Raw genomic sequence first — 26,144 nt, forward strand, 5'->3', positions numbered from 1 at the left:
CAACCATTAAATGTGCATCATACCAACGTTTTCACCAAATTTTTAGGTTCTATGTCGTGCTTAAAAACCCGCCGCATCCAATGCATCGCTTAAACGACCGAATTCGGCAATACTTAAATCTTCGGCGCGAACCTTGGCGTCAATCCCTGCAGTTTCCAATGCAACCTTCAACGCATCGCGGTTGGCTTTGCCATACAAGTTGACCAAGTTGTTCCATAAGGTTTTTCGGCGTGCCGCAAATGCCCCGCGAGTCAACTTATCAAAGCTGACTTGGTTGTTCACCGTGATCAATGGTTCAGCGCGGCGAGTCAACGTCACGATCGCAGAGTCAACATTCGGTGCCGGCACAAAGTTGGTGCGTTTTACTTCAAAGGAAACTTGCACGTCCATTTGTTGTTGAATAGCGATGGTCAAGCTGCCGTAATCTTTAGAGTTAGGCTTTGCAGTCAAGCGATCAGCGACTTCTTTTTGCATCATGACGGTCAAGCTGGTGAATGGCAGCTGCGAATTCATCAAATGCGTCAAAATCGGCGTGGTGATGTAATAAGGTAAGTTCGCCACGACTTTCAAGTTGTGTTTGCCGTCAAAATGTTCTGCCACTAACTTCGGCAAATCAGCTTTAAGCACATCTTCTAACACCACTTCAACATTGAGATAACCGTCAAGGGTCTCGGCTAGTACTGGCAACAAGCGACCATCGACTTCTAAGGCTAAGACATGATTTGAATTTTCAGCGATGAATTGGGTCAGCGCACCGATCCCAGGTCCCACTTCGATCACATCGTCAGCTTTGGTGAGCTCTGCAGCATCGACAATATTTTGTAAAATCGTAGGATTGGTTAAGAAGTTTTGACCGAGGGATTTCTTGAAGGTGAACCCATGGCGCTTTAAAATCGCGGCAGTGCGGCTTGGATTGGCAATATGTTCAGGCATGGTCTTCCTCCTGGTTCAACTTCGTCAACGCGTCAGCGAATTGTTGCGGGGTAATTTCGAATTGGCGCAGCCGCTTTTGCAATTGTTTGCCGTTGGTGTAGCCGATGTGCAAGATATCACCTAAGGCTGCGCGGCGCTTGGCAGCACGAGGCGAGCCGATGAGTTCTGCGGTAAACAGATCTTCTTGTGAGATCTGCTCTGGGGCATCAGGGACTTCTGTAGTCAAATGCCCGAGCGCTTCTCTCAACGATGCTGGTGTGGCGTGTTCGACGCCGAGTGATTGATGTGCGTGATCTGGCTTAGCATCTTCTCGCGGCAAAAACGCATGCGTCACCCCAGGCACTGCGGCAGAAATGGTTTTGCGGATCTTTTCACCAGGAAAATCAGGATCCGTCAACACGATAACGCCGCGCGTTGCTTGCGCCTTTTTGATCAAGGCTAAGGTTTTCTCAGAAATCGCAGAGCCGCGCGTTTCGATGGTATCGACATCCCCGAAGGCTTCATGTAGCCGCTTGGTGTCGTCGCGGCCTTCCACGACGATAATTTGTTTAAACTTACTCATTTATTCTCCAATATTAAAAATACGATGGGCGTTTTCCCAAGTGATCGCCGCAATGTGTTCTGGTGAATCTTCGCGGTACTTCGCCACAGCATCCACCACAAAATGGGTGAAGCCTGGTTGATTTTGTTCCCCGCGATGTGGCGTTGGGGTCAAATAAGGCGCGTCAGTTTCCACTAACAGCCGATCTGCTGGTACCACTTGGACCGATTCATGTTCTTCTGGGGCATTCTTAAACGACACAATGCCAGAATAAGAGACATACATCCCCAGATCTATGAACTTCTTCGCCCACTCGGCGTCGCCAGTGAAACTGTGCATGATCCCACCGAAGTCTTCTAAATGCGAAACTTTCAAAATATCGTAGCTATCTTCAAAGGCGTCGCGGGAGTGGATCGACACCGGAATATGCAAGTCACGAGCAATTTCAAGTTGCCGTTTGAACACGCGGCGTTGAATTTCACGAGGGCTGGTATCCCAGTGATAATCCAATCCGATTTCCCCTAAAGCGACTGTTTTAGGATCAGCGAGTTGCTCGATCAACAACTTTTCAGCTTCTGGTGTGTAATCTTTAGACGATTCCGGATGCCAACCGACGATGGCGTACAAATTAGGAAATTCTGCCGCCAAGCGCATGGCACCAGCATTTAAGTTGGTGTCTGAACCGACGATGGCCATTTTTTTCACGTCGAGGTCGGCGGCTTGTTGCACGAATTCTGCTTCATGGCCTGCGTATGGCGTGTCATTTAAGTGGGTATGTGAATCAAAGATCTGCATTGTGGACTCCTTTTATCGACAAGGGCATAATCTCTTTTATTATACACATCTAAAAGCTCAACCAGTAGTGAATATCCACTTCGCCTGCCGCTTGGGTGAATTCATAGCGAAAAGTTTCCAGCCCCCCGATTTCAAACCCATAGTGCAGGTAAAAACGATTTGCCGCGAGATTGCTGCCTTGCGCAATGGTGCACATCCCGGCACAGCCGTGTTGTTGCGCGATCGGCTTAGCGGCATCAAGCAACGCGCTGGCAATGCCTTGATGTCTGACCTCTGCGTTAACTTTGAGGACTGCCAAATACACCAGCTTGTTGAATTGATATTCAAACGTTGCTAACCCGACACATTTGTCATCGACATGTGCCGCTAACGCAAAGCCTAGACGATCGATTTCCTCAAGTTGATAATTTTCTTCGGGAAAAGTTTGGGTGGTGATTGTGGGATCCAACGTTTCCTGATGATGCCACCCATTCTCATCGCGAGTCACTTGCACATGGCCGAAGCGTTGAAACGGTTGGTTAGGTAATAATAAGTCTTGAGCAGTTGCTTTAGTGACGCGAACGATCGTGATCGGCATAGCACTGAGCCTCCTTGAATTTGCCTTGAGCTTACCTTGATGACGACGGCATTGCAATACCGCCAATTCTTTCTCTTACATCGGCGACAACTTCAGCTATAATTAATTTGGATGCGATTACATGTTTTTAGATCATCGCACGATTCGCAAATTTTCCACCCAACCCGTTGATCCGCAGTGCTTACACCGTTTAATTACCGTGGCCCAACACACTGCAACGTCGCATTTTTTACAGTCATTTAGCATCATTCATATCACAGATCCTGCGCTACGTTCGCAAATCGCCGCCATCAGCCATCAAACTTATGTCGATGGCAACGGGGAATTGTTGATTTTCATCGCTGATCAACACCGTGCAGACTTATGCGCTGACCACCCCAACCAGCTGAATTCAACAGACAAGTTTATTCAAGCGGCTTCAGATACTTTACTTGCTGCTGAAAACCTCGTTGATGCCGCAGAAAATCAAGGACTTGGTACCGTGATCTTAGGGAGCATCCTCAATGATCCCAAGCAATTGATCTCATTATTACAACTTCCTGAGCTCACCTTCCCAATTTGCGGCGTGATTGTCGGCTATCCTGATCAAAAGCCGCAATTTAAACCGCGGATGCCGCAATCTTTAATGAGTTTCGACAATACTTATCACTTACCTGACGACTGGCAAACACAACTTTCGGATTACGATCACGTGATCCATCATTACTATGCGACGCGCGATACTAATCAACGCGAGGAAACTTTCTCTCACTTGTTAGCTAACGGCGCGGCGCGCACACCGCAAAAGCGCAGTGAATTACTTGAGGCCCTTCATCAGCAAGGGCTATGTCTGAAATAACGGGATAATAAATAGATTCATCTTTTAATCTTAATTTGTGTCTTGTCAAATGCCATGCGACAATTATCTTTAGGCAACTGCCTCCAAAGGGGGTGTTGTTTTGTTGAAGGATCTATTGACAGTCGTTGTCGGCCCTGTGGTGGTCGGGGTCATCATTGAGTTGATCAAGCGTTGGCTGGACGCTTTAGATGACGATTAGCCAGTTGCCGACCAGACCCACACGCCTGAAATAAGGTGCAAAAAAATCCCCACTTCATTGGCCGAAGTGGGGATTTGTGTTGTCTTGTTGAATCGATCTATTCACAAGTTCATCATACCATGACCCGACAGTTCGCGCAACCTTCACACTTCGGTATAACCGAGGAAGTTGCGCTGATCGGTTGCGCAACGTGATTGCAGATTGACATTAAGCGCCACGGCCGATATTGTCACCCCCTAAACAAAAAAATCTCTGCCGAAAATTTTCGACAGAGATTTTTCAATTACGCGCGCTTCGCACCAGCAGGTACTAATTCACTCGCAGATTGTAGTGATTTGTGGATTGCTTCAGCCGCCATGCGCCCTTCGCGAATGCCCCAGATCACAAGCGATGGTCCACGCTTCGCATCCCCAGCAACGTAAACTTGTTCGTTGTCAGTTTTGTAATCGTCATAAACTTTATGGACGCCGCAGTTATCAAATACTGAAGAATCTGCACCGGTAAAGCCCATGGCCAACAACACGAGGTCGGCGTCTTCAGTCACTTCAGTCCCAGCAACTGGTTGGAAGTGATCGGCCTCATTGATGGTAATGCTTTGCACATGACCATCGTCGCCGTGAAAAGCAGTAATGGTGTGAGCGAAGCGCGTCAATGGCTTGTCAGACAATTCTGCATATTCGCTTTGACCATAGCCAATGCGTTGCGTCCGTGGCCATTCAGGCCAAGGATTGTTGTCAGGCCGCTGTTTTGGTGCAGCAGGGACGATTTCTAATTGCAAAATGTCCCGTGCCCCTAAACGCAAAGCTGTGGCAATGCAGTCGTTACCAGTATCGCCGCCACCAACGACAACGATTTTCTTCCCAGCAAGCTTGGTGTTGGCCTTAGTGCCTTCTTTTAACACGGCATGCGTCGCATCAGATAAGAAGTCTAAGGCTTGCTTGACGCCTTTAAGTTGGCGGCCAGGGGCGTTGAGTTCCCGAGGCATCCGTGCTCCGATTGCAAGCAACACACGAGCGTATTGCGTTTGCAAGTCGTCACCTGAGATATCGACGCCAACACGCGTGTTGCAGATGAACTTCACGCCAACTTTTTCCATCACCGCCACGCGACGAGCGACGTCTTCTTTAGGGAGCTTCATGTTCGGAATGCCGTACATCACTAACCCACCAGGACGATCAGCGGCTTCATACACCGTGACGTCATAGCCGAGTTGGTTCAACCGCCAAGCAGCGGTCAAACCTGCAGGGCCAGAGCCGACAATGGCAACTTTGATGCCGTTGCGGGACACTGGACGACCCGCTTCTTCGACCCAGCCATATTTAAAGGCTTGATCGATAATGAAGCGTTCGTTGTTGCGAATGGTGATGCCTTTGTTGTGCAGCGCTTCGTTACAAGACACTTCACAAGGTGCCGGACAGACATGCCCAGTGAAATCAGGCAACGGGTTAGTCAACGTCAACCGTTGAAAAGCGCGTTTATCTTCATTGCGGCCGACAAAATCTTGCCATTCAGGGATCAAATTGTCATTGGGACAACCAGATACGGCTTTGCCACCTGCATAAGCATAGCCGACATGGCAATGCGGCACACCACAGTTCATGCAACGCAACGCTTGTTGGCGACGATCTGCTTCAGACAGCGTCAATTCCATTTCATCAAAATCCAAGATCCGAGTCTTGGGGTCGCGCCAAGGGTTATCCTTGCGCGTATATTTCATAAAGCCAAAGGGATCTGACATGTTATTTTCCTCCTACGCGCTTATTTAACCGTCGGCTGTGGGCCCATGACTTGATCAAAGGCGGCTTGTTCAAGATCTTTAGCGGCAATGCCCTGTTGCTTTAAGTCAGCCATCAAATCATTCATGCGATGGAATTCTTTTGGATAAACTTTGACGAAATCTTTTTGGACTTGATCCCAGCTAGCGAGCAATTCCAAGGCTTTCGCCGAGTTGGTATAGCGCGCATGTTTGACGATCAAGTCATGTAAAATTTCATCGCCAGCAGTTTCGCCGATCTTGAAGAATTCGATCATGTCCAAGTTGGCATGGGCTTCGAGCTGATGGTCAGGATCATACACATAAGCGACCCCGCCAGACATCCCAGCACCAAAGTTGCGGCCGGTCGATCCTAAGATCACGGCAGTCCCACCAGTCATGTATTCACAACCATGATCGCCGATGCCTTCAACCACAACGTTAGCGCCAGAGTTCCGGACCGCAAATCGTTCGCCAGCGCGACCATTGAAGAAAGCTTCACCGCTAGTAGCACCAAAGCAAGCAACGTTGCCGACGATCGGTGCATTCGCGTAAAGTGCAGCTGCTTCTTTTGGTGCTTGGACGATCAAGCGACCACCAGATAAGCTCTTGCCAACATAGTCATTGGCTTCACCGATCAAACGTAAGGTCAAGCCTTCAGCAGCAAAAGCCCCAAAGCTTTGACCAGCGACGCCAGTGTATTCATAGGTCAAGCGATCATCTGGCAAATGATCATCAGAGAAGCGCTTGGCTAACCAACCAGAGATCCTAGCCCCAGCAGAACGGTCAATGTTGTTGATCGTTTTTTTGATGACAGTTTGTTCATCAGACTTCACCGCTTGTTCTGCAAAAGCGTTGAGTTCAGGGCGTTCATCTGCAGGCTTGAAAGGATCTTCAATTTTGCGTTCAATGCCGTAAGTCTTGCTCAACATCCGAGAGAAGTCCAAAGTCTTCGCTTTACCAGTGGCGGTGAAGCGTGGGACTAAGTGTTCAACATGGCCGACCATTTCATCAACCGTACGATAGCCGAGCTTGGCCATTTGTTCACGTAAGTCTTCGGCGATAAATTGCATGCAGTTGATGACATTTTCTGGCGTGCCGATGAAGAACTTCCGCAACGCAGGGTTTTGAGTGGCGATCCCAGTTGGGCAAGTGTTCAGCGAGCATACCCGCATCATGATGCAACCGACAGATACTAAAACGAGTGACGCAAAAGAGAATTCTTCAGCACCCAGCATAATGGCAACCGCCACATCGCGGCCATCCATCAACTTCCCGTCAGTTTCCAAAATCGCCCGTTGACGCAGACGGTTCATGGCCAAAGTCTGATGCGCTTCTGATAAGCCCATTTCCCATGGTAAGCCGGCATCACGAACAGAATTCCGTGGCGCAGCACCGGTGCCGCCGTCGTAACCTGAGATCACGACTTTATCGGCACCTGCTTTAACAACACCAGTGGCAATGGTCCCAACCCCAGTTGAAGACACTAACTTCACAGTGACGGCAGCATCAGGATTGACTTGCTTCAAATCATAGATCAATTGTTTGAGATCTTCGATGGAGTAAATATCATGATGCGGTGGCGGGGAAATCAACCGCACACCAGGCACAGAGCCGCGGACTTCTGCGACCCATGGGAAGTTTTTGGTGCCAGGCAGTTGCCCACCTTCACCAGGTTTGGCCCCTTGAGCGACTTTGATTTGAATTTCTTCAGCAGACATCAAATATTCGGTATTCACACCAAAACGTGCCGATGCCACTTGTTTGATCTTCGAGTTAACGTCTTTTTTCTGACCGCGAGTCTTAAACCGCCAGCGTGGTTCGCCACCTTCACCACAGTTGGACTTGCCGCCTAAACGGTTCATCGCTTCGGCAATGGTGGTGTGCGCTTCTTCAGAAATCGAGCCATAACTCATCGCGCCAGACTTAAAGCGTTTGACGATCGACGACACTGGTTCAACTTCTGATAACGGCACACTGGGACGATCTGAGTGGATATGCCACTGGGAACGCAACGTCGTCGGATCAGATAATTCTTCTTCGTGCATTTCTTTGGCGTAGTCTTGATACAGTTTGTAATCGCCTAAACGTACCGCCCGTTGGAATTTGTAAATCGTCCGCGGGTTATACAAATGGTGTTCGCCTTCAGCGCGATATTTGAAAGAGCCACCAGATGGTAAGTCGCGGTTTGCTTTTGGACCAAAAGCCCGATCGTAGCGCGCCATATATTCGGCTTCGATTTGATCAAGGCCGATGCCGCCTAAGCGACTTTGCGTCCCAGTGAAGTATTCGTCGACCACGTCAGTCGCTAACCCGACTGCTTCAAACAGTTGCGCGCCTTGGTAACCAGTGATCGTCGAGATCCCCATCCGAGACATGATCTTGATGATCCCTTTTTCAGCGGCATGGCGATAAGTTTCTAACGCATCCCCCATGCCATAAGCTTTCAACGTCGCGTAAACGCCGTATGGATGGATGGCCGAAGCACCATAACCCATCAACGCCGCGTAATGATGCACTTCACAGGCTTCGCCAGTATCAACTAAAATCGACGCACGACCGCGCTTGCCTTTGCGAACCAAATAATTGTTCAACCCAGACACCGCCAGTAAAATCGGCATTACCAGTTGTTCTTTGCCAGCATCGCGATCCGTTAAGATCAACAAGTTCTTCCCAGCATCGACAGCACTTTCAGCGGCGCGGAACAAGTCATCTAAAGCTTGTTGCAAGCGATGTTGCCGATCAGACTTGGCATAGCAAATCGACAATTCTTGGGTGTGGAAACCGTCAGTATCAAGGTGGCGAAGTTTTTCAAATTCAGGCGTCGTCAACATTGGCGAGCTGAGTTTGATTTTGCGGGCATTCTTCGGATCATCTGCAGCGACGTTGGCGTCAGGGCCGATGAAAACTTCCGTGCCGATCACCAATTGTTCGCGGATCGCATCGATCGGTGGGTTGGTGACTTGGGCAAATTGTTGTTTGAAATAAGTGAACAAGCTTTGCGGTTTTTTAGACAAAACGGCTAGTGGGGTATCAAAGCCCATTGAAATGATCGGCTCTTCACCTTTTTTCGCCATGGGAATGATCGCATCTTGAATAATATCCACAGTGTAACCATGCCGGCGCCACAAGGTTTCCAGTGAATCATCCGTTAAGTCGCTTTGAATGTCTGCGGCAGGCACTTGATCAAGGGTCAATTCATTGTCATCCAACCATTGTTGATAAGGATGCGCCGCCGAATATTTATCTTTGATATCTTGGGTGTGATAAATTTTGCCAACGTTTGTATCCACTAATACCATTTCGGCAGGGCCTAAGATCCCTTTGTCGACTAAGTCTTCTGGCGCCACATCATAAACCCCAGATTCAGAAGCGACCACCATAATGTCATCTTTGGTCACCAAATAACGACTTGGCCGCAAGCCATTGCGATCAAGGGCCGCTCCGACTTGCACACCATCAGTAAAGCAAATCGCCGCTGGCCCATCCCAAGGCGCCATGAAGCTAGCATTGTATTCATCAAAAGCGCGCTGTTGTTCAGAAATACCCGTGCCTTCGCCCCAAGCTTCTGGCATCATCATCAAAAGTGCTTGTGGGATATCGCGACCATGATGGTAAAGGTATTCCATGCAGTTTTCCAGTTTCGCAGAGTCTGAGTCATCTTCGTTATAAACTGGAATATTGTTAGACGCCATCCAGTTTTCGGCGCCTTTTAACGTGTTGATTTCACCGTTATGCGCTAAGTAGCGGAATGGTTGAGCGCGATCCCAGCTTGGGAAAGTGTTGGTGGAAAAACGTGAATGGATCAAGCAAATGGACGATTGCATGGTTTCGTCATGTAAATCAGGATAGAATTGCCCCACTTGATAAGCATGGAGCATCCCTTTGTAGCAAATCGTTTGCGATGACAAGCTGACGATCGTAAAGTCCTCAGCGTTAAACAAGCCTTCAAGTTGACGACGAAGTTTAAACAAAGCGTCTTCAAATTCACGCCCAGCGTCAACAGCGTCAGGGCGCGCCACGATCAATTGCATAAAGCTTGGCATCACTTGTTGAGCGGTGGGGCCGCAAGCTTCATACACATAAGGCACTGCCCGCCATGCTAACACGCGGAAGCCATGTTGTTGCACTTGTTCAGTGACAGCTTGTTGGGTCGCTGTTTTGCCTTCATCATCTTGAGGTAAAAAGAAGTTCCCAACTGCATAATTTCCTGCTTCAGGCAGATCAAAGTCTTGTTCTGCTGCAAAATTTCGGAAAAAGCTATCTGGCATTGCCATTAAGATCCCAGCGCCGTCACCAGTATCAGGTTCTGATCCGGTACCGCCACGGTGATTCATCCGTGCTAACATCACCAATGCCCGTTCCACTAACGCATGCGTCGCCAACCCGTGGATCTGAGTAATAAAGCCCATGCCACAAGCGGCGTGTTCAAACGTTGGGTCGTACATTGTTTTTTGATTGTGCCGCATTCCCGTTCACCTCTAACTAAATTTCAAACAGTGAGTTTACGGTTAAGTTTACTCATCGAATTCTTATAATGCAAGTTTTCATAAGTGAAAATTCGGCACATTAAGCTGAAATGACCAACAATTGCGATATTTTTACAGTATTCGTTAGGCGTAATTATGTGATATAGGTGAGAAATGCTGTCACAAGAAAATCAAATGTGATGATTCCTTACACAGATTTTGATTCTCGCTGAGAGGCGACAGATTTGCTGACACATTTTAATGAGATTGGCGCAGCGTGTGCGATTAGCTGACACAAATTTAAAAATTTACATTTCAGCGACAAAAAAACACGTTTGCGAAAATTCGCAAACGTGTTTTTGAAGGTTAGCCGATCAAGGCACCGTTTTCGGTGTTGTCTGGCAAAATTGCCAAGGCGATCTTGCCTTTAGAATCTTCTGACGATAACAGCATGCCTTCAGACATTTCACCACGGAGTTTGCGTGGCTTCAAGTTGACGACTGCCATCACCTTTTTGCCTTTGAGTTCTTCAAAGTGTGGGTAGTATTTGGCGATACCACTGATGATTTGGCGGGTGCCTTCATCGCCGGCATCCAAGGTGAACTTGAGCAACTTGTCAGCGCCTTTGACTTTTTCGACGCTTAAGATCTCAGCCACGCGAATTTCAGATTTATCAAAAGTGTCAAAGTCGATTTCATCTTTACGGTCTTCGTCTTTGACCACGGCTTTCGCCTTTGGTGGCGTCATTTGGGCTTTGATCCAGTTGACTTCTGCTTCTGCATCAAGGCGTGGGAAGATCGGTGTGCCTTTGGCAACGACTTGCGCACCTGATGGCAAATGGCCCCATTCCAAAGTTTCTTGGCCTTCGTCTTGATCGTCAAAGCCGAGTTGTCCGAAGATCTGCTTTGGTGCATGCGTCATCACTGGTTGGATCAACAAGGCGATGATCCGTAAGCTTTCAGCTAAATGCGCCATGACAGAATCTAAAGTGGCTTGCTTTTCAGGATCTTTGGCCAGGTTCCAAGGTTCGGTTTCATCGATGTACTTGTTTGCGCGAGCGATCAGCTTCCAAGTGGCATCCATGGCGTCGTTGAACTGCAAGTTGTCCATCAAGCCGTTGTATTGGCCGATGACATCTGCAGCAGTGGCTTCAAGGCTAGCATCAAAAGGTGTGGCATCATGTTGCAATTCTGGTAACACGCCGCCGCAATATTTGTTGATCATGGCAATGGTCCGGTTCAACAAGTTCCCAAGGTCATTGGCCAAGTCAAAGTTGATGCGGTCGATGAAATCTTCAGGGGTGAAAATGCCGTCGCTGCCAAATGGAATAGCGCGCATCAAGTAATAACGCAAGGCATCCAAACCGTAGCGTTCGACTAACATTTCTGGGTAAATGGCATTGCCTTTAGACTTAGACATTTTACCATCTTTCATGACTAACCAGCCATGACCATAAATCTTCTTAGGAATTGGCAAGCCTAAGGCCATCAACATAATTGGCCAGTAGATCGTGTGGAAACGCACGATTTCTTTGCCGATCAGTTGAATATTTGCTGGCCAGTATTTGTCAAATAAGTCGTGATTTTCAGAACCGTAACCAAGTGCGGTGATGTAGTTCAACAAGGCATCTACCCACACGTAAACCACGTGCTTCGGGTTTTCAGGCACTGGCACGCCCCAGTTGAAGCTGGTGCGAGACATCGCCAAGTCTTCCAAACCAGGCTTGATGAAGTTGTTGATCATTTCTTTTTTGCGGGATTCTGGTTGGATGAAGTCAGGATGTTCGTCGTAGTACTTCAACAAACGATCAGAGTACTTGCTCATTTTGAAGAAATAAGATTCTTCTTTGACCAGTTGCACTTCATGACCTGATGGGGCTTTACCGCCGATGACTTTGCCGTCTTTATCGCGGTAAACTTCTGCCAGTTGTGGTTCGGTGAAGTATTCTTCGTCTTCGACAGAATACCAGCCAGTGTATTCACCAAGGTACACGTCACCTTGTTTGATCAACCGTTCAACGATCGCTTGGACGGCTTTGACGTGTTCTTCATCGGTGGTGCGAATGAACTTGTCGTTGGTGATTTCAAGCATTTTCCACAGGGATTTGATTTGGGCAACCATCCCGTCCACGTATGCTTGTGGCGTGATCCCTAAGGCGTCGGCTTTTTGCTCGATTTTTAAACCGTGCTCGTCAGTCCCAGTCAAAAAGAACACGTCGTAACCCATCAAACGCTTGTAACGTGCGATCACGTCAGCGGCGATGGTGGAATATGCATTACCGATATGTAATTTACCACTTGGGTAATAAATCGGGGTTGTCACGTAGAACGTTGGTTTTGCCATGAATATTGTGCCTCCTGCAGCAAACAAGTGTCTAGATGCCATTAAGTATAGCATAGGTTAGCGCTGGTGAAAAAGTGATTTGGGATTGGGACTCCGGCTGGCTCGTCGCTACATAGTGAGGGTCCTCAGCCGAGCTAACTTTGTTCATTCGCTACGCTCATGAGCAAAGTGGATCTCGACTTGCGGAACGCAGTAGGCGGTAAACCGCCAACTGCGTTCTCACTATGTATCGACGGCCAGCCTCCGCCCCAATTCCAAATCGCTTAACCGACGCAAGCCGCTCTGAAAATCATGATCACTAGCTTGACGAATTCGTCAGCTATTCTGCCGCTAGCTCAATGACTTTCACAATCGTTTCAGCGACTTTCACCATTGCTTCAGTTGAGACACATTCATATGGGCCATGGAAGTTGATGCCGCCGTTGAATAAGTTCGGTGTGGGAATGCCGTTGTAAGTGATGAAGGTGCCATCTGTGCCGCCGCGGAAAGGGACGGCTTCTGGTGTCAGCCCTACTGCTTTGATTGCTTTGGTGGCCAAATCATAAGGGGTCGGATCTTTCTTCAACACGTCGTTGATATTGTAATACTGATCGTTTAACGTCAGTTGGATCCGCGGGCGATCAAGGGTGGCGTTGAGTTCAGCGATCGCTTTTTGCAAGGTGGCTTTGCGGCCTTCAAATAAATCATGATCATGGTCGCGAATAATGTAATACAAACTGGCGTGATCAACGGAGCCAGACAAATGCAATAACGCAAAGAAGCCTTCATGGTCTGCTGTGAATTCTGGACGTTCGAACTGCGGTAAGCTGGCATCAAGCTTTTCTGCGAGAGTCAACGCATTGACCATCAAGCCTTTTGCTTCACCTGGGTGCACTGAGGTTCCAGTGATTTCGATTTTCGCTTCAGCACCGTTGAAAGTTTCAAATTCCATTTGACCAAGGGCACCATTGTCTAGCGTGTACGCAAACTTCGTCGCAAAGGCTTTGGTGTCGAGGTGTTTGCCACCGCGACCGATTTCTTCATCAGGACCAAAGCCAAAGCGAATTTCACCATGTTTGATTTCTGGATGGGCTAATAAATAACGCGCCGCTGCTACTGCCGCAGCGATCCCCGCTTTATCGTCGACGCCAAGGAGCGTGGTGCCGTCACTGGTGATCAAGGTTTCCCCAAAATACTGTTTGAGTTTAGGAAATTCATCAACAGTGAGCTTCAACCCATTGTCAAAAACGATCGGGCTGCCATCATAGTTAGGATGAAGCTGCGGTTTGACGTTTTCAGCGGGGTAATCTGCAGTATCCAAATGGGCGATAAAACCGATTGCTTCAGCATCAGAACCATTGGCAGGTAACGTCGCATGGACGAAGCCGTCATCATGTAACGCCACGTCTGCTAAGCCGAGTTCAGTGAGTTGCGTGACCAATTGTTTTGCTAATACCGTTTGTCCAGCTGTCGAAGGATAAGTGGTGCTGGCAGCATCTGAGCGCGTGTTGATTTGACAATAATTGATAAAATCTTGCTGCAAAGTCGCGGCATCGATGGGTTTTGACATAAGGCGCCTCCGAGGAATTTTCTTGTGGCTTAGTGTGGACGCCAAGGCGATTTTTGTCAAATCGACGAAAAGTTGTTGACAATCTTCTCATATGGCTTTAATCTGATAACCAATAGCTGACATCGCAAAGATGAGTAACAGCCGACACCTGCTCAGAGAGTCTCCGTTTGGTGCAAGGAGAACTGGTGAACGTTGTGAATATGGTCTTTTGCATAAGTCTTCATCGATGAGTTCGCGAATCGATGACGGGCACTCCCGTTAACGAGTTTGGGTATCAGGCATTGGCCTCGTACCTGCAAAGATCAACGCTGTGAGGCGCTGATGAACCCAAGGTGGTAACGCGAGTGCTCGCCCTTGGCTGGAAACAGCTGGGGACGGGTATTTTTTTTGGAAATTTGGAGGAGAACAACATGAAAAAAACACATTTGATCGCAGGCACCATATCATTAACTGCTTTAGCTTTGATCGCTGCCGGTTGCGGCAACAACAAAGCAGATACCGCATCAAGCAAGAAACAACAAACCATTACTTGGTCTGAAGCCTCTGCCATCACCACGTCAGATGTTTCTCAAGCCACTGATACTGTATCATTTCAAACCTTGATGAACACCCAAGAAGGCGTTTATCGCTTAGCAGATTCTGGGAAGAAAACAGAATTAGCCCTCGCCAAGAAAGTCGATATTTCCAAAGACGGCAAAACTTACAACGTGACGTTGCGTGACGCCAAGTGGAGCAACGGCGATCCGATCACTGCCCAAGACTTCGTGTATTCATGGCAACGCACCGTTGATCCCAAGACGAAATCACAAGATGCCTTTTACTTTGCACCAGTTGCTAACGCCAATGAGATCATCGCTGGCAAAAAAGCCCCTTCTGCTTTAGGGATCAAAGCCACTGACAAACATCACTTCACCATCACTTTGGCGCAACCAACTGCTTATTTCAAACAACTGCTAGCCTGGCCACTATTTTACCCATTGAATCAAAAAGTCGTCGAAAAATACGGCAAAGCTTACGCCACGACTTCTGAAAAGTCCGTTTACTCCGGTCCTTACAAGTTGACTGGCTGGAACGGCTCCTCTGATACTTGGACGTTGAAGAAAAACGACCAATACTGGGACAAGAAGAACGTGAAATTGGCCGCCGTTAAAGAACGTGTGATCAAAGATCCAAGCACTGGTTTGAACTTATACAACACCAACAAATTATCTGAAGTTGCGTTGTCAGGGACTATCGCCACCCAACAAACTAAGAACAAAGAACGGGTCGATCGCTTAAGCTCCAACATTTCTCGCATCGACTTGAATCAAAACAAAGTCGCTGCTTTCAAAAACGCTGATATCCGCAAAGCTTTCTCATTGACCATCGACCGCAACGCCTTAGTCAACAACGTGTTAAAAGATGGCTCTAAAGCAGCGCTGGGCTTCATTCCTGTGGGCCTGGGCACTAACGCTGACACCGGCAAAGACTTCGCCAAAACTACCCAAGTAAAATCCGCTGTCGCCTACGACTTGGCCAAAGCCAAAAAGCTTTATGCGCAAGGTGCCAAAGCCGCTGGTATCACCAGCTTAAACGTCAACTTGTTAGCTGATGACACCGACAACTCCAAAGCTGTTGCTGAATATATTCAAGGTTCTCTGGAAAAGCTTCCTGGTGTTAAAGTCACCATCACCGCGATCCCTAAGGCGCAACGTTTGCAAAAGCAAAACTCTGGCGACTATGACTTGGTCGTTAACGCTTGGCAATCTGTTTTCGCTGATCCATACAACTTCTTGGATGTGTGGTTGTCTAACTCTTCTTACAACAACTCTGGTTGGAAGAACGCTGAATTCGATCAACTCCTCGACGAATCCGAAAACAAAGATGGGAACAACGTCGCCGCTCGCTGGTCTGCTTTACAAAAGGCTGAAAAGATCTTGATGAATGATCAAGCCACGATCCCGTTGTATCAAGCCAACACGTTGCAATTGGTCAAGTCTAACGTCAAAGGCATCAACTTCAACCCATCAGGTGTGCCTTACGACTTTAAAGACGCTTACCTCAACTAATCATTTTATATAGAAGAAAGGCGTCACCGAAAATTCGGTGACGCCTTTTTGTTTGCTAGGGTGGTGATTTGAAATCGGGACTCCAGCCGGCTCGGCGTTACGTGGTGAGGGTCCTCGGGAAAGCTAGCCGAGATGTATCGCTACGCTCCCCACTCGCCGGATCTTTCTCTGCGGCTTTCCGTAAGCGACAAGTCGCTAACGGAAATCTCACCACGTACCACCGGCCGGCCTCCGTCCCGATTTCAAATCACGCGTTACGCACGACCGCATATAAAAAAGCTATGGACAGGGTCACGTCCACAGCTTCAAGCACTTGAATATTCTCCTAACGCAAGCTATCCCATGCAGGCAACACCACGGGTTCGGTGGCATCAGCGTCTAAGACTGCTTGTGGCAACAAGTCGCGACGGATCACACATTCATAGCTATAAGCTTTAAACCACGCTTCATCAGCAACAAAATAACCATTATGACCGCGGTCTTTGCCCCATGAATTTTCCACTTTCCATGTGCGCGGTTGATCATCAACGAGATCAACGCCAGTTAAAGTCATCGCGTGTGATACCACCGCTTCACCAGTGGCAAAGCGGTCGGCTTGATCCATATACAGATCCACATCAAACAAATCAGATAAACCGTACAAGCCACCGCGCAGTGTCCCTGAATCACGATCCATGTCTGCTAACACATCATTGCCAAACCACACCGCTTCCCCTGCTTTGAGTTGGGCGATGGCGAGTTCTTCCATAGTTGCTTGCGGCACATTGACAAAATGAATCGGGCGACCATTTTCAACGTAATCTTGCGCCGGCAGCGCGTAACTTTGCCAATAAGGCTTTTCAGTGGTGCTGGCAATGGTGACGTAATCGTCAAGTGCCCAGCCGACGTACTTTTGATAGAAGCTTTGTGGCGTGAGGTCAGCGTCGCGATGATATTGCTTGTCTTTATCGCGGTATTCAAAATCAAAGGTCGTCGGCACACTACCATAGGCGTAACTCAACATCCGATAAATATCAGATAATGTTGCTTGCTTCAAGGCTTCGCGCTTTGACGCATCCACATGGCGCAAATCATGGGCGGTTTGTCGTAGTTTCTTGTTCAACAACTTGTTGAAATCGGCGGTGTTGCTGGAGGTGAAAGTTTCTGGCATCACTGACTTTGGGACGAGGCCATATTTTTCAACTAGCGCAGCCGCGTTGTCATATTGGCCACCATCCCCGTTAGGCGCCGCCAACAAGAAGCTGACTTCCCGATCAGTCAACGGTTTATCTGCTAAAGCGATCATTTGATTCAGGAAATGATTACTTTTTTCTAACCGGTCGAAAAAGGCGAGATAGCTTTGTGAGAATTCTAAATCCGGCAAGTTCGCTTGCTTGGCGGCGTAGTGGCGCATGGTGTTGAGCTGGGCAAACAACCAGCAGCGACCGGAATGCAATTGATTGGTCACGGCATCAGTATCCAATTCGATCGAAAATGCCGGCTTCACCGTTTTGTCTTCGAGTGGTCCGTGACTAGCAGCATTTGGTCCCACATTTTGGACGATTTTAGCAAGGGCTTGTGATGCTGGGGTGTTGTGTAAGTCTTGCTCATATTGTGCGATTTGCTTAAAACTGATCGATTTTGTCATTTGTGCCTCCTATTTACCCTAACGGATCCCATGCTTTTAACGCGATTGGGGTCGTCATTAATGCTTGTTGAATTTTTTCCGGTAAGAATTCCTTCAAAATCACCATTTCGTATGCATATTGTTGCATCCACTGGGCATCTGCATTGAAATAACCAAGGTGTCCGACTTGCGAACCCCATGAATTTTCCACTTTCCAACGGCGCGGTGCATCATCAACAAGATCCACACCGACTAAAGTCATGGCATGTGATAAATTCGCGGCTTTGGTTTCAAAACGTGCGCCTTGATCTAAGGTACAGTCACATTCAAGCAAGTCGCTGAGTTGATACAACTCCCCTTTTAGCGTACCAGTCGCACGATCAAGGTCTTGTAAGACGTCATTGCCAAACAACACCGGCTGGCCAGCTTGCAATTGGGTGATCGCCAATTGACTCATCACGTCAAATGGCACATTCACCAGCAACACTTGATGCCCAGCTTCCACATTATCTTCTGCTGGCAAGCGGTAAGTTTGCCAATATTTCAGATCTTGACGGGATAACAAGGTGACTTGTTGTTCAAGTTCGATGTTGACCACTTGTTGATAGAAACTTTGTGGCGTCAAATCCGCTAAGCGATGATAGTGGTTGTCGTCATCGCAATATTCAAAATCAAACGTGGTCGGCACGGTGCCATACGCATAACTCAACAGGCGATACACATCACTCATTCCTGCTTGTTTGATGGTTTCACGTTGCGTGGAATCAGCGGCACGCAGTTGCACGGCTAATTGTCGCAGCTTGCGATTCAGCACACGATTGAAATCGGCAGTATTGCTGGAAGTAAAAGTCTCTGGCATCGCCGACTTTGGCACCAAGCCATATTTTTGAATCAGTGCCACGGCATTGTCGAATTGCCCGCCATCGTTATCTGGGCGACTGAGAATAAAGGCGAGTTCCCGATCATCTAGTGATCGATCCGCCATGGCGATCATTTGGGTTAAAAAGTGATTGGCTTTTTCCAAACGATCGTAAAATGCTAAATAGCTTTCAGAGAATTCTAGATTTTTGAACTTTAACCGCGCGCCGGCGACATGCCGCAACACATTGAGCTGGGCAAATAGCCAGCAGCGACCTGAGTGTTTTTGTTCGGTGACACCATCTGTATCCAGTTCAACTGAATATGTCGGCTTCACTGATTCAAAAGGTAAATGACTCGCCGCGTATAACCCAACGTTTTGGACGGCGCGGGCTTTGGCTTGATTTAAAGGGATAGATTGAAATTTTTGCGGATCGATTGCTTCCATATGAGTCACCTGATTTTTTAAAAAAGTGTGGTTTGTTGCGGGGCTAACCCGCGATATTGAAGACGTTGTTGTTGAATAAAGCGCAAGGCGTTGTCTGCGGCATCACCTTGGCCGTTGTTATTGAAGATCACTGCGGTATGACGACTCTCAAATTGCTTGGCAACATCTGCTAACTCAAGTAACTCTGAATCTAAGTACCGATAACTGGTGCGCCCAGGCATTTGATTGGCTTGCCACCCTGCATAATTGCGGCCGTGCAATCGTAAAATCGACCATTCAGCATTTGTCGCCACCGGCACTAGTGGCACACTGCCTGCAGGGGTTTGTGGTTCGTCGACAGCGATATGAATGAAGTTGAGTTGCTTCAACAAATCGAATGTCGATTGCCGATATTCTGGTAAATACCAACTGTCATGCCGAAATTCAACGGCAACAGGCAGGTCTGGGTACAATCGTTTAACGCGTTGAAAGTAGCGAACATGAGTCGGTGTCACCGCAAACCAAGGCGGCATTTGAAACATCAACGCCACTAATTGTTGGCTTTGCACTAACGGCATCACCGCTTCACGCAACTGCTCGAATTGATCCGTGACATCGATGTCTGGCGATTCTTTATGCAATGTCATCCACTGACTGGCTTTAATGATGAAGTGCATCTTGCTGGGAACTTGCGCTTGCCAGTTGCGAATCGTTTGGAGGCTTGGAATATGATAAAAGCCAGTATCCATTTCCATGATCGGAAAATATTGCGCCAAATCTTTTAAACTGCTCGTTTTACCATTCGCTGCCAGCGTTGGATGATCAGCGACTGCAGTTAATCCCACTTCAATCATTGGCAGGCTCCAAACTGATAAAGGTGTCGCCGTGAAACTTAGAGACATACTCATGATCGCCAACATTATTGAATATCGGCAACATCGCGGCAAGGTCTGGCACTAAGCCGAGGTTTTCAGGATCATGGAGCCATTCACTTGACCAAGCAGTGATCACCCCTTCACGGGTCATTTGCGCAGCTGGTTGTAAACTATCGGCAACTGCTCGCACCAAATGCAAGTCGCCGCGCAATTGCTCGTCAACATACCAATGCACCACGCCGCACACGACAGCATTTTGAATCTGTAAGCCACTTTCTTCAAAGACTTCGCGCTTGGCACAGGCAATGGCGTCTTCACCTGCTTCGAACTTGCCGCCGAGGCCATTCCACAAGCCGATGTAAGGGACTTTTTTGCGATTGATCAACACGATGCCTGCAGGGGTCGTCACCAACACCACAGTATATTGTTTGGGCATGTCGTCGCCTCCGTTTCGTATAACCACCAGTTTACCCGCTTTTTGGGCAAACTGTGCAAAAACTCACGCATTTTTTTGTGCAAGTTGGCTAATGAAACATAAAGCGCTTCCAACTATACTTAAAATTGTAAATCAGGGAAGTCCCATGAATTCCCCTTTAAGGAGTGAACATTATGGTTCAAATCAATCTCGATCACATTTATAAAAAGTATCCTCACGCCGATCACGATTCCGTGATGGACTTCAACTTACACGTTAAAGACAAAGAATTCATCGTTTTCGTCGGCCCTTCAGGTTGTGGGAAGTCCACGACGTTGCGGATGATCGCTGGGCTTGAAGACATTACCAAAGGCGAATTGAAAATCGGTGACAAAGTGATGAACGATGTTGCCCCTAAAGACCGCGATATCGCCATGGTCTTCCAAAACTACGCTTTGTATCCACATATGACGGTTTTTGATAACATGGCCTTTGGGTTGAAGTTACGTAAATACGGCAAAGACGACATTAAAAAGCGCGTTGATGAAGCCGCTGAGATCTTGGGGTTAACGGAATTCTTAAGCCGCAAGCCTGCCGACTTATCTGGTGGTCAACGCCAGCGTGTTGCTTTAGGCCGTGCGATCGTCCGTGATGCGCCGATCTTCTTGATGGATGAACCTTTGTCTAACTTGGATGCCAAGTTGCGGGTTTCCATGCGTGCTGAAATCGCGAAATTGCACCGTCGTTTAAACACCACCACCATTTATGTCACCCATGATCAAACCGAAGCGATGACGATGGCTGATCGGGTGGTCGTCATGTCTGTCGGCAAAGTGCAACAAATCGGCACCCCTGCAGAAGTGTATGACAACCCTCGCAACCAATTCGTTGCTGGGTTCATGGGCTCACCGGCGATGAACTTCATGTCTGTGCATTACAAAGATGGCCGCATCAACGATGGCAAAGGGTTGGATATCGCCATTCCAGAAGGCCGCGCCAACATTTTGAACGATCGCGGCTACAATGACAAAGATGTCACCTTAGGCATTCGTCCAGAAGACATTCACACTGAACAAGCCTTCTTGGATACTTGGCCAGATCAAACAGTTGACTCTGTCGTCACGGTTTCTGAATTAATGGGCGCTACTTCTCAATTGTACGCTACCGTTGATGGCACGGACTTCGTTGCCACAGTTGATGCCCGTGACTTCCACAACCCTGGTGAAAAGGTACCGATGGGCTTTGACGTGAACAAAGCACACTTCTTTGATAAAGAAACCACTAACGCGATCGTCACCAAAGAAGCTGAAGAGGCGATGAACGCCGAACAAGCCAAAGCTTAATAATCCAGAGTGCAGTGGTGCGTTCTTAAGGCTGAGACTAAGTCACCTTGCGGCTGTGATGGTCTTGATCACAACCGCAAGGTGCTGTTGCACCACGGAACTCGATGACTTGCCAGGTGATGCCGCATCTGGCAGGGTCAATACCATATACCCCTTAATGAACGTCACCTTTGCCTTGAGGTGGCGTTTTTATATCCAGCGCCGATTAAATCGGGTTTAGCACCAAGAATAACGCGCCCTTCGGAATCGAATCTGGGCTTTGGTTCGGTTTCGAAGGGTCGTTATTTGCAGGTGCGTTGCTTTAAAAGACGCGACGCTCACTTCAAGTGATCCCGCACAAATATTATGAAAAACGTTTATAGCCTTTAGTCTTGTCACGGGTAATTGAAGGTGTTACACTGGACGCGTTAACAAGGTGGAGATTGCAACTTAGCGCACGTTGCATGGTAACTCTTCGCAACGGGGGGAAGTGCCCCGCAAACCCAGTGAGACAGGTCCGCAGTGGCCCAGCTTTTTGTTGGTAGCCATTGGATCTCTAGCATCTAGAAGTGCCGGCACTGAAGGGGTCTATGGGCCTCGAATGATTACACCGGACCGAGTTCCTCATGGCGACATGGGAAGCAAGTCGACGTCTGGACACGAAAGGCAATGCAGAGCTTAGTAGTGGTCAAAGTGGTTTTGGGCCAATCCCCCAAGGCTGCCCAGAAACGTACTTGATACGTAGATCACTGCACTGACGTAATTGTATCGGCTAGAAGCCACGGATCCACGAAGCAGAATCCTGTTTCGTGGATTTTATGCGCCATTTTCCCGAGCATTCAAAAAACGCTGAACCTCATGACGAAGGTTCAGCGTTTTACTTTAATCAAATGATTGCATCGTTGCTAAATTATGTTTAATGGTATCAGCAGAGGCTTGATATTTTGCTTGTTCATCATCAGGTAACACCAGCGTTGGGTTATCAATGATGCCAGTGGCGCCGACTGTTGCCAAATGGCCGATACTGATTTGTTGGGCTTCATCCCAACATGCACATGGGAACACCCGCCGCGCATCGCTTAACACGGCACTGGCCATGTCACAAGCGATCGTCGCGATCCCATAATTGGTGTAATGTTTGCTTTTGAAAATCGCAAACCCACCTTCACGTGACGTTTCGGCTAATTGGTCGTAATCGATGCTAGCAAACTCAGAAATCGGTGTGCTGTTCACATAAACTGTCGACCACGCAGTAAATTGCGACGCACCATGTTCCCCTAAGTTATAACCGCGCACATCCGCAACATTGACGTTTAAGGTTTCTGCCACTGCCCGCCGCATACGATAAGTATCAAGGCCGGTACCAGTCCCTAAAATGCGATGTTTTGCCCAGCCGAGTTTTAATTGCCAATAGTTGACGGCAACGTCACAAGGATTGGAAATATCGATCAACACCCCGGCAAAGCCGCTTGCTTGTAGCTTCGGCGCCACGTCATCGATCGCTTTTTTCGTGGATACCGTTTCGCCGTTGCGATTGCCGCCAGCGCCAACTTGTGAAATATCCCCAGCAGCAAAAATCACCACGTCAGCAGTTTTCAACGCCGCATAGTCATTGACCAACAACTTGGTGTAAGTGCCAAGGCCACCTTGGGCATCCGCCAAGTCTAAACGTTCTGCCGCAGCGCGTTCAGCGTCTTGATCGATCAAAATCAAGGTGTCTGCCAGCCCTTTAGTCACCATCGTGTAAGCCGTGGTCACCCCAACATGTCCTAAGCCAATGATCCCAACTGTTCGCATCGCAATTCTCCTTTACTGATTTTGCATATGCCGCTCGATCCGCTTTTCCGGGATCACCCACAGCAATAACAACAACGTATCTAAAATAATGGTCAAAGGCGCCCACCACAACCCAAGGACTAACGCCACCACATTGCCACTGACGGCGATCAATGGTTTGTAATACCCTTGGCCGAGAACTTTTTGCACGGCGTTGCTTTTGGTGTTGACCCGCAACAAACATTGCACCAGCGCGTAATAAGCCAGATCTGCCAGTAACACCACCCCGCCATAAAACATTTCAGGCGCGATACTAGTCAAATGATGTGCCCCGACCCAAGCAGTGGCAAAAGGAAACAATGACGTCGCAAATAAAAATCCGGTATTGCTCCACAACACCAAACCATCGACATGACTGACCACTTGAAACAAATGGTGGTGATTATTCCAATACACTGCCATGGTCAAGAAACTGACGAAATAAATCAAAAATCGATAGCGCAACGCCCACAAATCAGCGAAATTTCCGCCTGCTGGTGCCTGCAGTTCCAACACCATAATGGTGATGATGATGGCGATCACGCCATCGGTGAATGCTTCAACGCGATGTTTTGACATCTTGGTCCTCCATCTCTCACCAAAAAATCCCCCAATACTTTATTCTGGTGTCGGCAAGTGATGCGCCTTCCCAGTGAATTCAGCAATTGTGATCTTGATCACGCCGACCCCTTTGATCTTATGTTCAGGCAGCGCGTCAAAGGTGTCCAGCTGGCGACCAGTTTCATGTTGCATCAACAGATCTAACGCATGGCGTTTGACGCCGACGTCATCGACTAACTCAGCGATCCCGTAGCCGATCACACTTTGATAAGCTGCCGAGTAATGCGGGGCATTTTGTCCAGCAGTCATTAACGTGGCGCCACCATCAATTTCCACACACACATGCGGGTCGTTGGCGATCAGTGTCCGTTTCTTACCTTGGCGTGCCCCATGACTATACAAAATCAACGTGTCGCCTTCCCATTCGTAGCCATAATTTGTTGGCACCACATAAGGAAACGGCTGATCATTCATCGCCATGTGCATCACTTTGCACGATTCAATTATTGTTTTAATTTCAGGTAATTCAATTTGACGTTCTTTTCGGCGCATTGACTCATCTCCTACAAATGTAACGATTCAAATACCGAAACGGCATCCCCTTGCACCATATGGGCGCGCGGCGGCAGTTCCAACACTTCTTTATTGACTGCCACCAACGTCGCTCCCATCGGCGCATAACGCAATAATCCAGCAAAAGGATACACCACCAAGCTAGTGCCAACAACAATTAACAAGTCGGCAGAACTCACCGCATCAACTGCCGCTTCAGCAACATTTTGATTGATCGGCTCGCCGTATAACACAATGTCTGGTCGAATGATCCCGCCATCTGCTTGATGAATATCAGATTCACGATACTGATCATAAGTGAACGTCTGATGACAGGTTTGACAATACAGGCGATACAAATTGCCGTGAAATTCGATCACATGATCGGCCCCAGCGGCGCGGTCGAGACCGTCGACGTTTTGAGTGACAATGGTGCCTTTGGCGTTAGTGATTGCTGCCATCTTTTGGTGGATCACATTCGGTTGGGCTTCTGGATGAAACATGTTGGCCAGCACCCATTGATGAAAATTCTCATGATGGCGCGCTAAGTTGTCATCAGATAAGGCGTATTCTGGTTTCTCTGAATCGGCGTACAACCCGCCTTTGCTGCGGTAATCAGGAATACCAGAAGCTGTCGATACCCCAGCCCCAGTCAAAAAGCAAATATTGTCAGCGTCAGTGATGGCTTGTTGTAAGTCAAACATCGCAAAGACCTCCTAGCGTACGCTATAGTCCAATTGATACTGATCTAAAATCTCCCCTAAAGGCTGTTGATATAAACTTTGCATGGCAGCCGGCGTTGTATCTTTTAATGGTAAAACAAAGGCATTTTGGCGGTCGCCTTTGCCTAAAGCGACATAAGCCAATTGCTTGGTGGCGCGATCGCGATAAGCTGAGTGTTTTAAGGTAAACACTTGATTCAAACTCAACCGCAATTGACGCTGTGATAGCACTGGCGGCAAGGTGGCAAATTCATCGTTATCTAGCGGTTGAAACCCTGAGGCTTGCACCAGCACATTAAAGCGCGCCAGCAAGTTCACCACCGCGCGACGGTAAGCAAATGGTGAATCTAATTTTTTCTGTGTCAAAGTGGCATACAAATCTTGAGCCAATGGATAAGCTTGAGGGAAGTCTGCTTGCCACTGGGCTTTTTGATCATCGGTGCCGCCGTCAACAAACAAGGTCATATGATCAAACAGTGACAGGCTGCGGTAGATCAACAAGTTATCGCCGCCGACAGGCTCTTTTGACAACGCTGAGGCAAAGCCTTTTGCTAAAAGTGCCAGTTGGCTTTCACCTAAAAAGCCGTGTTCGCGTTGCCAATCAGCAACGACTAAATGCAGCGCCGCAGTGGTCAAGGCCGTTGCTGTCGCATAATGTTGTTTGTCTAGTTCCGGTGTCCCAGTCAACAAGTGATATTGCACTTGCGGATAACCAGTCGTTGCCAAATACATATGCATCAATTCGTGACTCAAGGTGTAATCCACATCAGGGGAATCTTTGATCTGCACGACCAAGTCGCCATTTGGCTGCAACACTTCTTGCGATTGACTGTGCACCAGTTTATCTGCAGGCGTGCCTGAGATCTCGAATTTCACTGGCATCGTGTAGCCTGGTTGAATTTGTTTAAATAAATCATTGAGTACAGGATTTTGAATTTCTACCATA

21 protein-coding genes are annotated in these 26,144 nt (G+C 48.1%); 4 read left to right on the forward strand and 17 right to left on the reverse strand.

Annotation, left to right across the window (positions count from 1 at the left end; translation table 11 throughout):
• Nucleotides 1-60: 60 nt before the first annotated feature.
• The 4 genes from rsmA to EKM92_RS05155 are packed head-to-tail and all read right to left on the reverse strand — an operon-like array spanning nt 61 to nt 2,846.
• Entirely contained in the window at nt 61-933 is an 873-nt protein-coding gene (rsmA, locus tag EKM92_RS05140; RefSeq protein ID WP_125708575.1) for a 16S rRNA (adenine(1518)-N(6)/adenine(1519)-N(6))-dimethyltransferase RsmA, read from the reverse strand.
• Complete coding sequence (gene rnmV / locus EKM92_RS05145; RefSeq protein ID WP_125708577.1) at nt 926-1,495, reverse strand: ribonuclease M5; 570 nt, start codon at nt 1,493-1,495, stop codon at nt 926-928. The genes rsmA and rnmV overlap by 8 nt, the downstream gene beginning before the upstream one ends.
• The gene (locus EKM92_RS05150) at nt 1,496-2,269 is read right to left on the reverse strand and encodes a TatD family hydrolase (RefSeq protein WP_125708579.1); all 774 of its coding nucleotides are present in this window, start codon (nt 2,267-2,269) and stop codon (nt 1,496-1,498) included. It lies immediately after the preceding gene.
• Between the two features lie 49 nt (nt 2,270-2,318).
• Nucleotides 2,319-2,846 carry a GNAT family N-acetyltransferase gene (locus tag EKM92_RS05155; protein ID WP_125708581.1) on the reverse strand — a complete coding sequence of 176 codons (528 nt, stop codon included), beginning with the start codon at nt 2,844-2,846 and terminating at the stop codon, nt 2,319-2,321.
• A 121-nt stretch (nt 2,847-2,967) separates the two neighbouring features.
• Between EKM92_RS05155 and EKM92_RS05160 the strand changes: the two genes are divergently transcribed.
• Nucleotides 2,968-3,684, forward strand: a complete 717-nt coding sequence (locus tag EKM92_RS05160) for a nitroreductase family protein (protein ID WP_125708583.1) — start codon at nt 2,968-2,970, stop codon at nt 3,682-3,684.
• A 100-nt stretch (nt 3,685-3,784) separates the two neighbouring features.
• Nucleotides 3,785-3,883: a type I toxin-antitoxin system Fst family toxin gene (locus EKM92_RS05165; protein ID WP_125708585.1), complete on the forward strand. Its 99-nt coding sequence runs from the start codon at nt 3,785-3,787 to the stop codon at nt 3,881-3,883.
• Nucleotides 3,884-4,166: 283 nt separating this feature from the next.
• On the opposite strand, the gene EKM92_RS05170 is transcribed toward EKM92_RS05165, so the two are convergent.
• The 4 genes from EKM92_RS05170 to pepT all read right to left on the reverse strand — a co-directional run bounded on the left by EKM92_RS05170 (nt 4,167) and on the right by pepT (nt 13,997).
• A complete protein-coding gene (locus EKM92_RS05170; RefSeq protein ID WP_125708587.1) occupies nt 4,167-5,621 on the reverse strand; it encodes a glutamate synthase subunit beta in 1,455 nt (484 codons plus the stop codon).
• Between the two features lie 20 nt (nt 5,622-5,641).
• Nucleotides 5,642-10,105, reverse strand: a complete 4,464-nt coding sequence (gltB, locus tag EKM92_RS05175; protein WP_125708589.1) for a glutamate synthase large subunit — start codon at nt 10,103-10,105, stop codon at nt 5,642-5,644.
• 366 nt (nt 10,106-10,471) lie between these two features.
• Entirely contained in the window at nt 10,472-12,448 is a 1,977-nt protein-coding gene (gene metG, locus EKM92_RS05180) for a methionine--tRNA ligase (RefSeq protein ID WP_125708591.1), read from the reverse strand.
• 319 nt (nt 12,449-12,767) lie between these two features.
• Nucleotides 12,768-13,997 (reverse strand): peptidase T, encoded by a 1,230-nt coding sequence (gene pepT / locus EKM92_RS05185; protein ID WP_125708593.1) that lies wholly within the window; start codon nt 13,995-13,997, stop codon nt 12,768-12,770.
• Between the two features lie 410 nt (nt 13,998-14,407).
• Here pepT and EKM92_RS05190 point away from each other — a divergent pair, with 410 nt between their 5' ends.
• The gene (locus EKM92_RS05190) at nt 14,408-16,045 is read left to right on the forward strand and encodes a peptide ABC transporter substrate-binding protein (RefSeq protein ID WP_125708595.1); all 1,638 of its coding nucleotides are present in this window, start codon (nt 14,408-14,410) and stop codon (nt 16,043-16,045) included.
• Nucleotides 16,046-16,370: 325 nt separating this feature from the next.
• Here the strand turns inward: EKM92_RS05190 and EKM92_RS05195 are convergent, their stop codons facing one another.
• Genes EKM92_RS05195 through EKM92_RS05210 form a run of 4 tightly spaced genes read right to left on the reverse strand, consistent with a single transcriptional unit; the run spans nt 16,371 to nt 20,247 of the window.
• Entirely contained in the window at nt 16,371-17,672 is a 1,302-nt protein-coding gene (locus EKM92_RS05195; RefSeq protein WP_125708597.1) for a C1 family peptidase, read from the reverse strand.
• A gap of 13 nt (nt 17,673-17,685) precedes the next feature.
• Entirely contained in the window at nt 17,686-18,957 is a 1,272-nt protein-coding gene (locus EKM92_RS05200; RefSeq protein WP_125708599.1) for a C1 family peptidase, read from the reverse strand.
• Between the two features lie 17 nt (nt 18,958-18,974).
• The gene (locus tag EKM92_RS05205) at nt 18,975-19,790 is read right to left on the reverse strand and encodes a DUF72 domain-containing protein (RefSeq protein WP_125708601.1); all 816 of its coding nucleotides are present in this window, start codon (nt 19,788-19,790) and stop codon (nt 18,975-18,977) included.
• Entirely contained in the window at nt 19,783-20,247 is a 465-nt protein-coding gene (locus EKM92_RS05210; protein WP_125708603.1) for an NUDIX domain-containing protein, read from the reverse strand. Before EKM92_RS05210 ends, EKM92_RS05205 begins: the two co-directional genes overlap by 8 nt.
• A gap of 173 nt (nt 20,248-20,420) precedes the next feature.
• On the opposite strand from EKM92_RS05210, the gene EKM92_RS05215 reads away from it, so the two are divergent.
• The gene (locus tag EKM92_RS05215; RefSeq protein WP_125708605.1) at nt 20,421-21,569 is read left to right on the forward strand and encodes an ABC transporter ATP-binding protein; all 1,149 of its coding nucleotides are present in this window, start codon (nt 20,421-20,423) and stop codon (nt 21,567-21,569) included.
• Between the two features lie 861 nt (nt 21,570-22,430).
• Here the strand turns inward: EKM92_RS05215 and EKM92_RS05220 are convergent.
• From EKM92_RS05220 to EKM92_RS05240, 5 genes are read right to left on the reverse strand one after another with little or no spacing between them, the layout of a single operon-like run.
• Nucleotides 22,431-23,345, reverse strand: a complete 915-nt coding sequence (locus tag EKM92_RS05220) for a lactate/malate family dehydrogenase (protein WP_125708607.1) — start codon at nt 23,343-23,345, stop codon at nt 22,431-22,433.
• A gap of 12 nt (nt 23,346-23,357) precedes the next feature.
• Nucleotides 23,358-23,942, reverse strand: coding sequence for a TMEM175 family protein (locus EKM92_RS05225; protein WP_125708609.1), 585 nt, complete (start codon nt 23,940-23,942; stop codon nt 23,358-23,360).
• Nucleotides 23,943-23,981: 39 nt separating this feature from the next.
• Nucleotides 23,982-24,476 carry a pyridoxamine 5'-phosphate oxidase family protein gene (locus EKM92_RS05230; protein WP_125708611.1) on the reverse strand — a complete coding sequence of 165 codons (495 nt, stop codon included), beginning with the start codon at nt 24,474-24,476 and terminating at the stop codon, nt 23,982-23,984.
• Nucleotides 24,477-24,487: 11 nt separating this feature from the next.
• The gene (locus EKM92_RS05235; RefSeq protein WP_125708613.1) at nt 24,488-25,180 is read right to left on the reverse strand and encodes an NAD-dependent protein deacylase; all 693 of its coding nucleotides are present in this window, start codon (nt 25,178-25,180) and stop codon (nt 24,488-24,490) included.
• Between the two features lie 12 nt (nt 25,181-25,192).
• Complete coding sequence (locus EKM92_RS05240; protein WP_125708615.1) at nt 25,193-26,143, reverse strand: hypothetical protein; 951 nt, start codon at nt 26,141-26,143, stop codon at nt 25,193-25,195.
• Nucleotide 26,144: the final 1 nt, after the last annotated feature.

Origin of the sequence: Lacticaseibacillus porcinae (genome assembly GCF_003946305.1) — a bacterium.
Lineage (GTDB): Bacteria > Bacillota > Bacilli > Lactobacillales > Lactobacillaceae > Lacticaseibacillus > Lacticaseibacillus porcinae.

What these genes read in the sequence shown, in the direction of transcription:
- rsmA (WP_125708575.1), bottom strand. Translation starts at nt 933, where the DNA reads ATGCCTGAACATATTGCCAATCCAAGCCGCACTGCCGCGATTTTAAAG.
- rnmV (WP_125708577.1), bottom strand. Translation starts at nt 1,495, where the DNA reads ATGAGTAAGTTTAAACAAATTATCGTCGTGGAAGGCCGCGACGACACC.
- EKM92_RS05150 (WP_125708579.1), bottom strand. Translation starts at nt 2,269, where the DNA reads ATGCAGATCTTTGATTCACATACCCACTTAAATGACACGCCATACGCA.
- EKM92_RS05155 (WP_125708581.1), bottom strand. Translation starts at nt 2,846, where the DNA reads ATGCCGATCACGATCGTTCGCGTCACTAAAGCAACTGCTCAAGACTTA.
- EKM92_RS05160 (WP_125708583.1), top strand. Translation starts at nt 2,968, where the DNA reads ATGTTTTTAGATCATCGCACGATTCGCAAATTTTCCACCCAACCCGTT.
- EKM92_RS05170 (WP_125708587.1), bottom strand. Translation starts at nt 5,621, where the DNA reads ATGTCAGATCCCTTTGGCTTTATGAAATATACGCGCAAGGATAACCCT.
- gltB (WP_125708589.1), bottom strand. Translation starts at nt 10,105, where the DNA reads ATGCGGCACAATCAAAAAACAATGTACGACCCAACGTTTGAACACGCC.
- metG (WP_125708591.1), bottom strand. Translation starts at nt 12,448, where the DNA reads ATGGCAAAACCAACGTTCTACGTGACAACCCCGATTTATTACCCAAGT.
- pepT (WP_125708593.1), bottom strand. Translation starts at nt 13,997, where the DNA reads ATGTCAAAACCCATCGATGCCGCGACTTTGCAGCAAGATTTTATCAAT.
- EKM92_RS05190 (WP_125708595.1), top strand. Translation starts at nt 14,408, where the DNA reads ATGAAAAAAACACATTTGATCGCAGGCACCATATCATTAACTGCTTTA.
- EKM92_RS05195 (WP_125708597.1), bottom strand. Translation starts at nt 17,672, where the DNA reads ATGACAAAATCGATCAGTTTTAAGCAAATCGCACAATATGAGCAAGAC.
- EKM92_RS05200 (WP_125708599.1), bottom strand. Translation starts at nt 18,957, where the DNA reads ATGGAAGCAATCGATCCGCAAAAATTTCAATCTATCCCTTTAAATCAA.
- EKM92_RS05205 (WP_125708601.1), bottom strand. Translation starts at nt 19,790, where the DNA reads ATGATTGAAGTGGGATTAACTGCAGTCGCTGATCATCCAACGCTGGCA.
- EKM92_RS05210 (WP_125708603.1), bottom strand. Translation starts at nt 20,247, where the DNA reads ATGCCCAAACAATATACTGTGGTGTTGGTGACGACCCCTGCAGGCATC.
- EKM92_RS05215 (WP_125708605.1), top strand. Translation starts at nt 20,421, where the DNA reads ATGGTTCAAATCAATCTCGATCACATTTATAAAAAGTATCCTCACGCC.
- EKM92_RS05220 (WP_125708607.1), bottom strand. Translation starts at nt 23,345, where the DNA reads ATGCGAACAGTTGGGATCATTGGCTTAGGACATGTTGGGGTGACCACG.
- EKM92_RS05225 (WP_125708609.1), bottom strand. Translation starts at nt 23,942, where the DNA reads ATGTCAAAACATCGCGTTGAAGCATTCACCGATGGCGTGATCGCCATC.
- EKM92_RS05230 (WP_125708611.1), bottom strand. Translation starts at nt 24,476, where the DNA reads ATGCGCCGAAAAGAACGTCAAATTGAATTACCTGAAATTAAAACAATA.
- EKM92_RS05235 (WP_125708613.1), bottom strand. Translation starts at nt 25,180, where the DNA reads ATGTTTGACTTACAACAAGCCATCACTGACGCTGACAATATTTGCTTT.
- EKM92_RS05240 (WP_125708615.1), bottom strand. Translation starts at nt 26,143, where the DNA reads ATGGTAGAAATTCAAAATCCTGTACTCAATGATTTATTTAAACAAATT.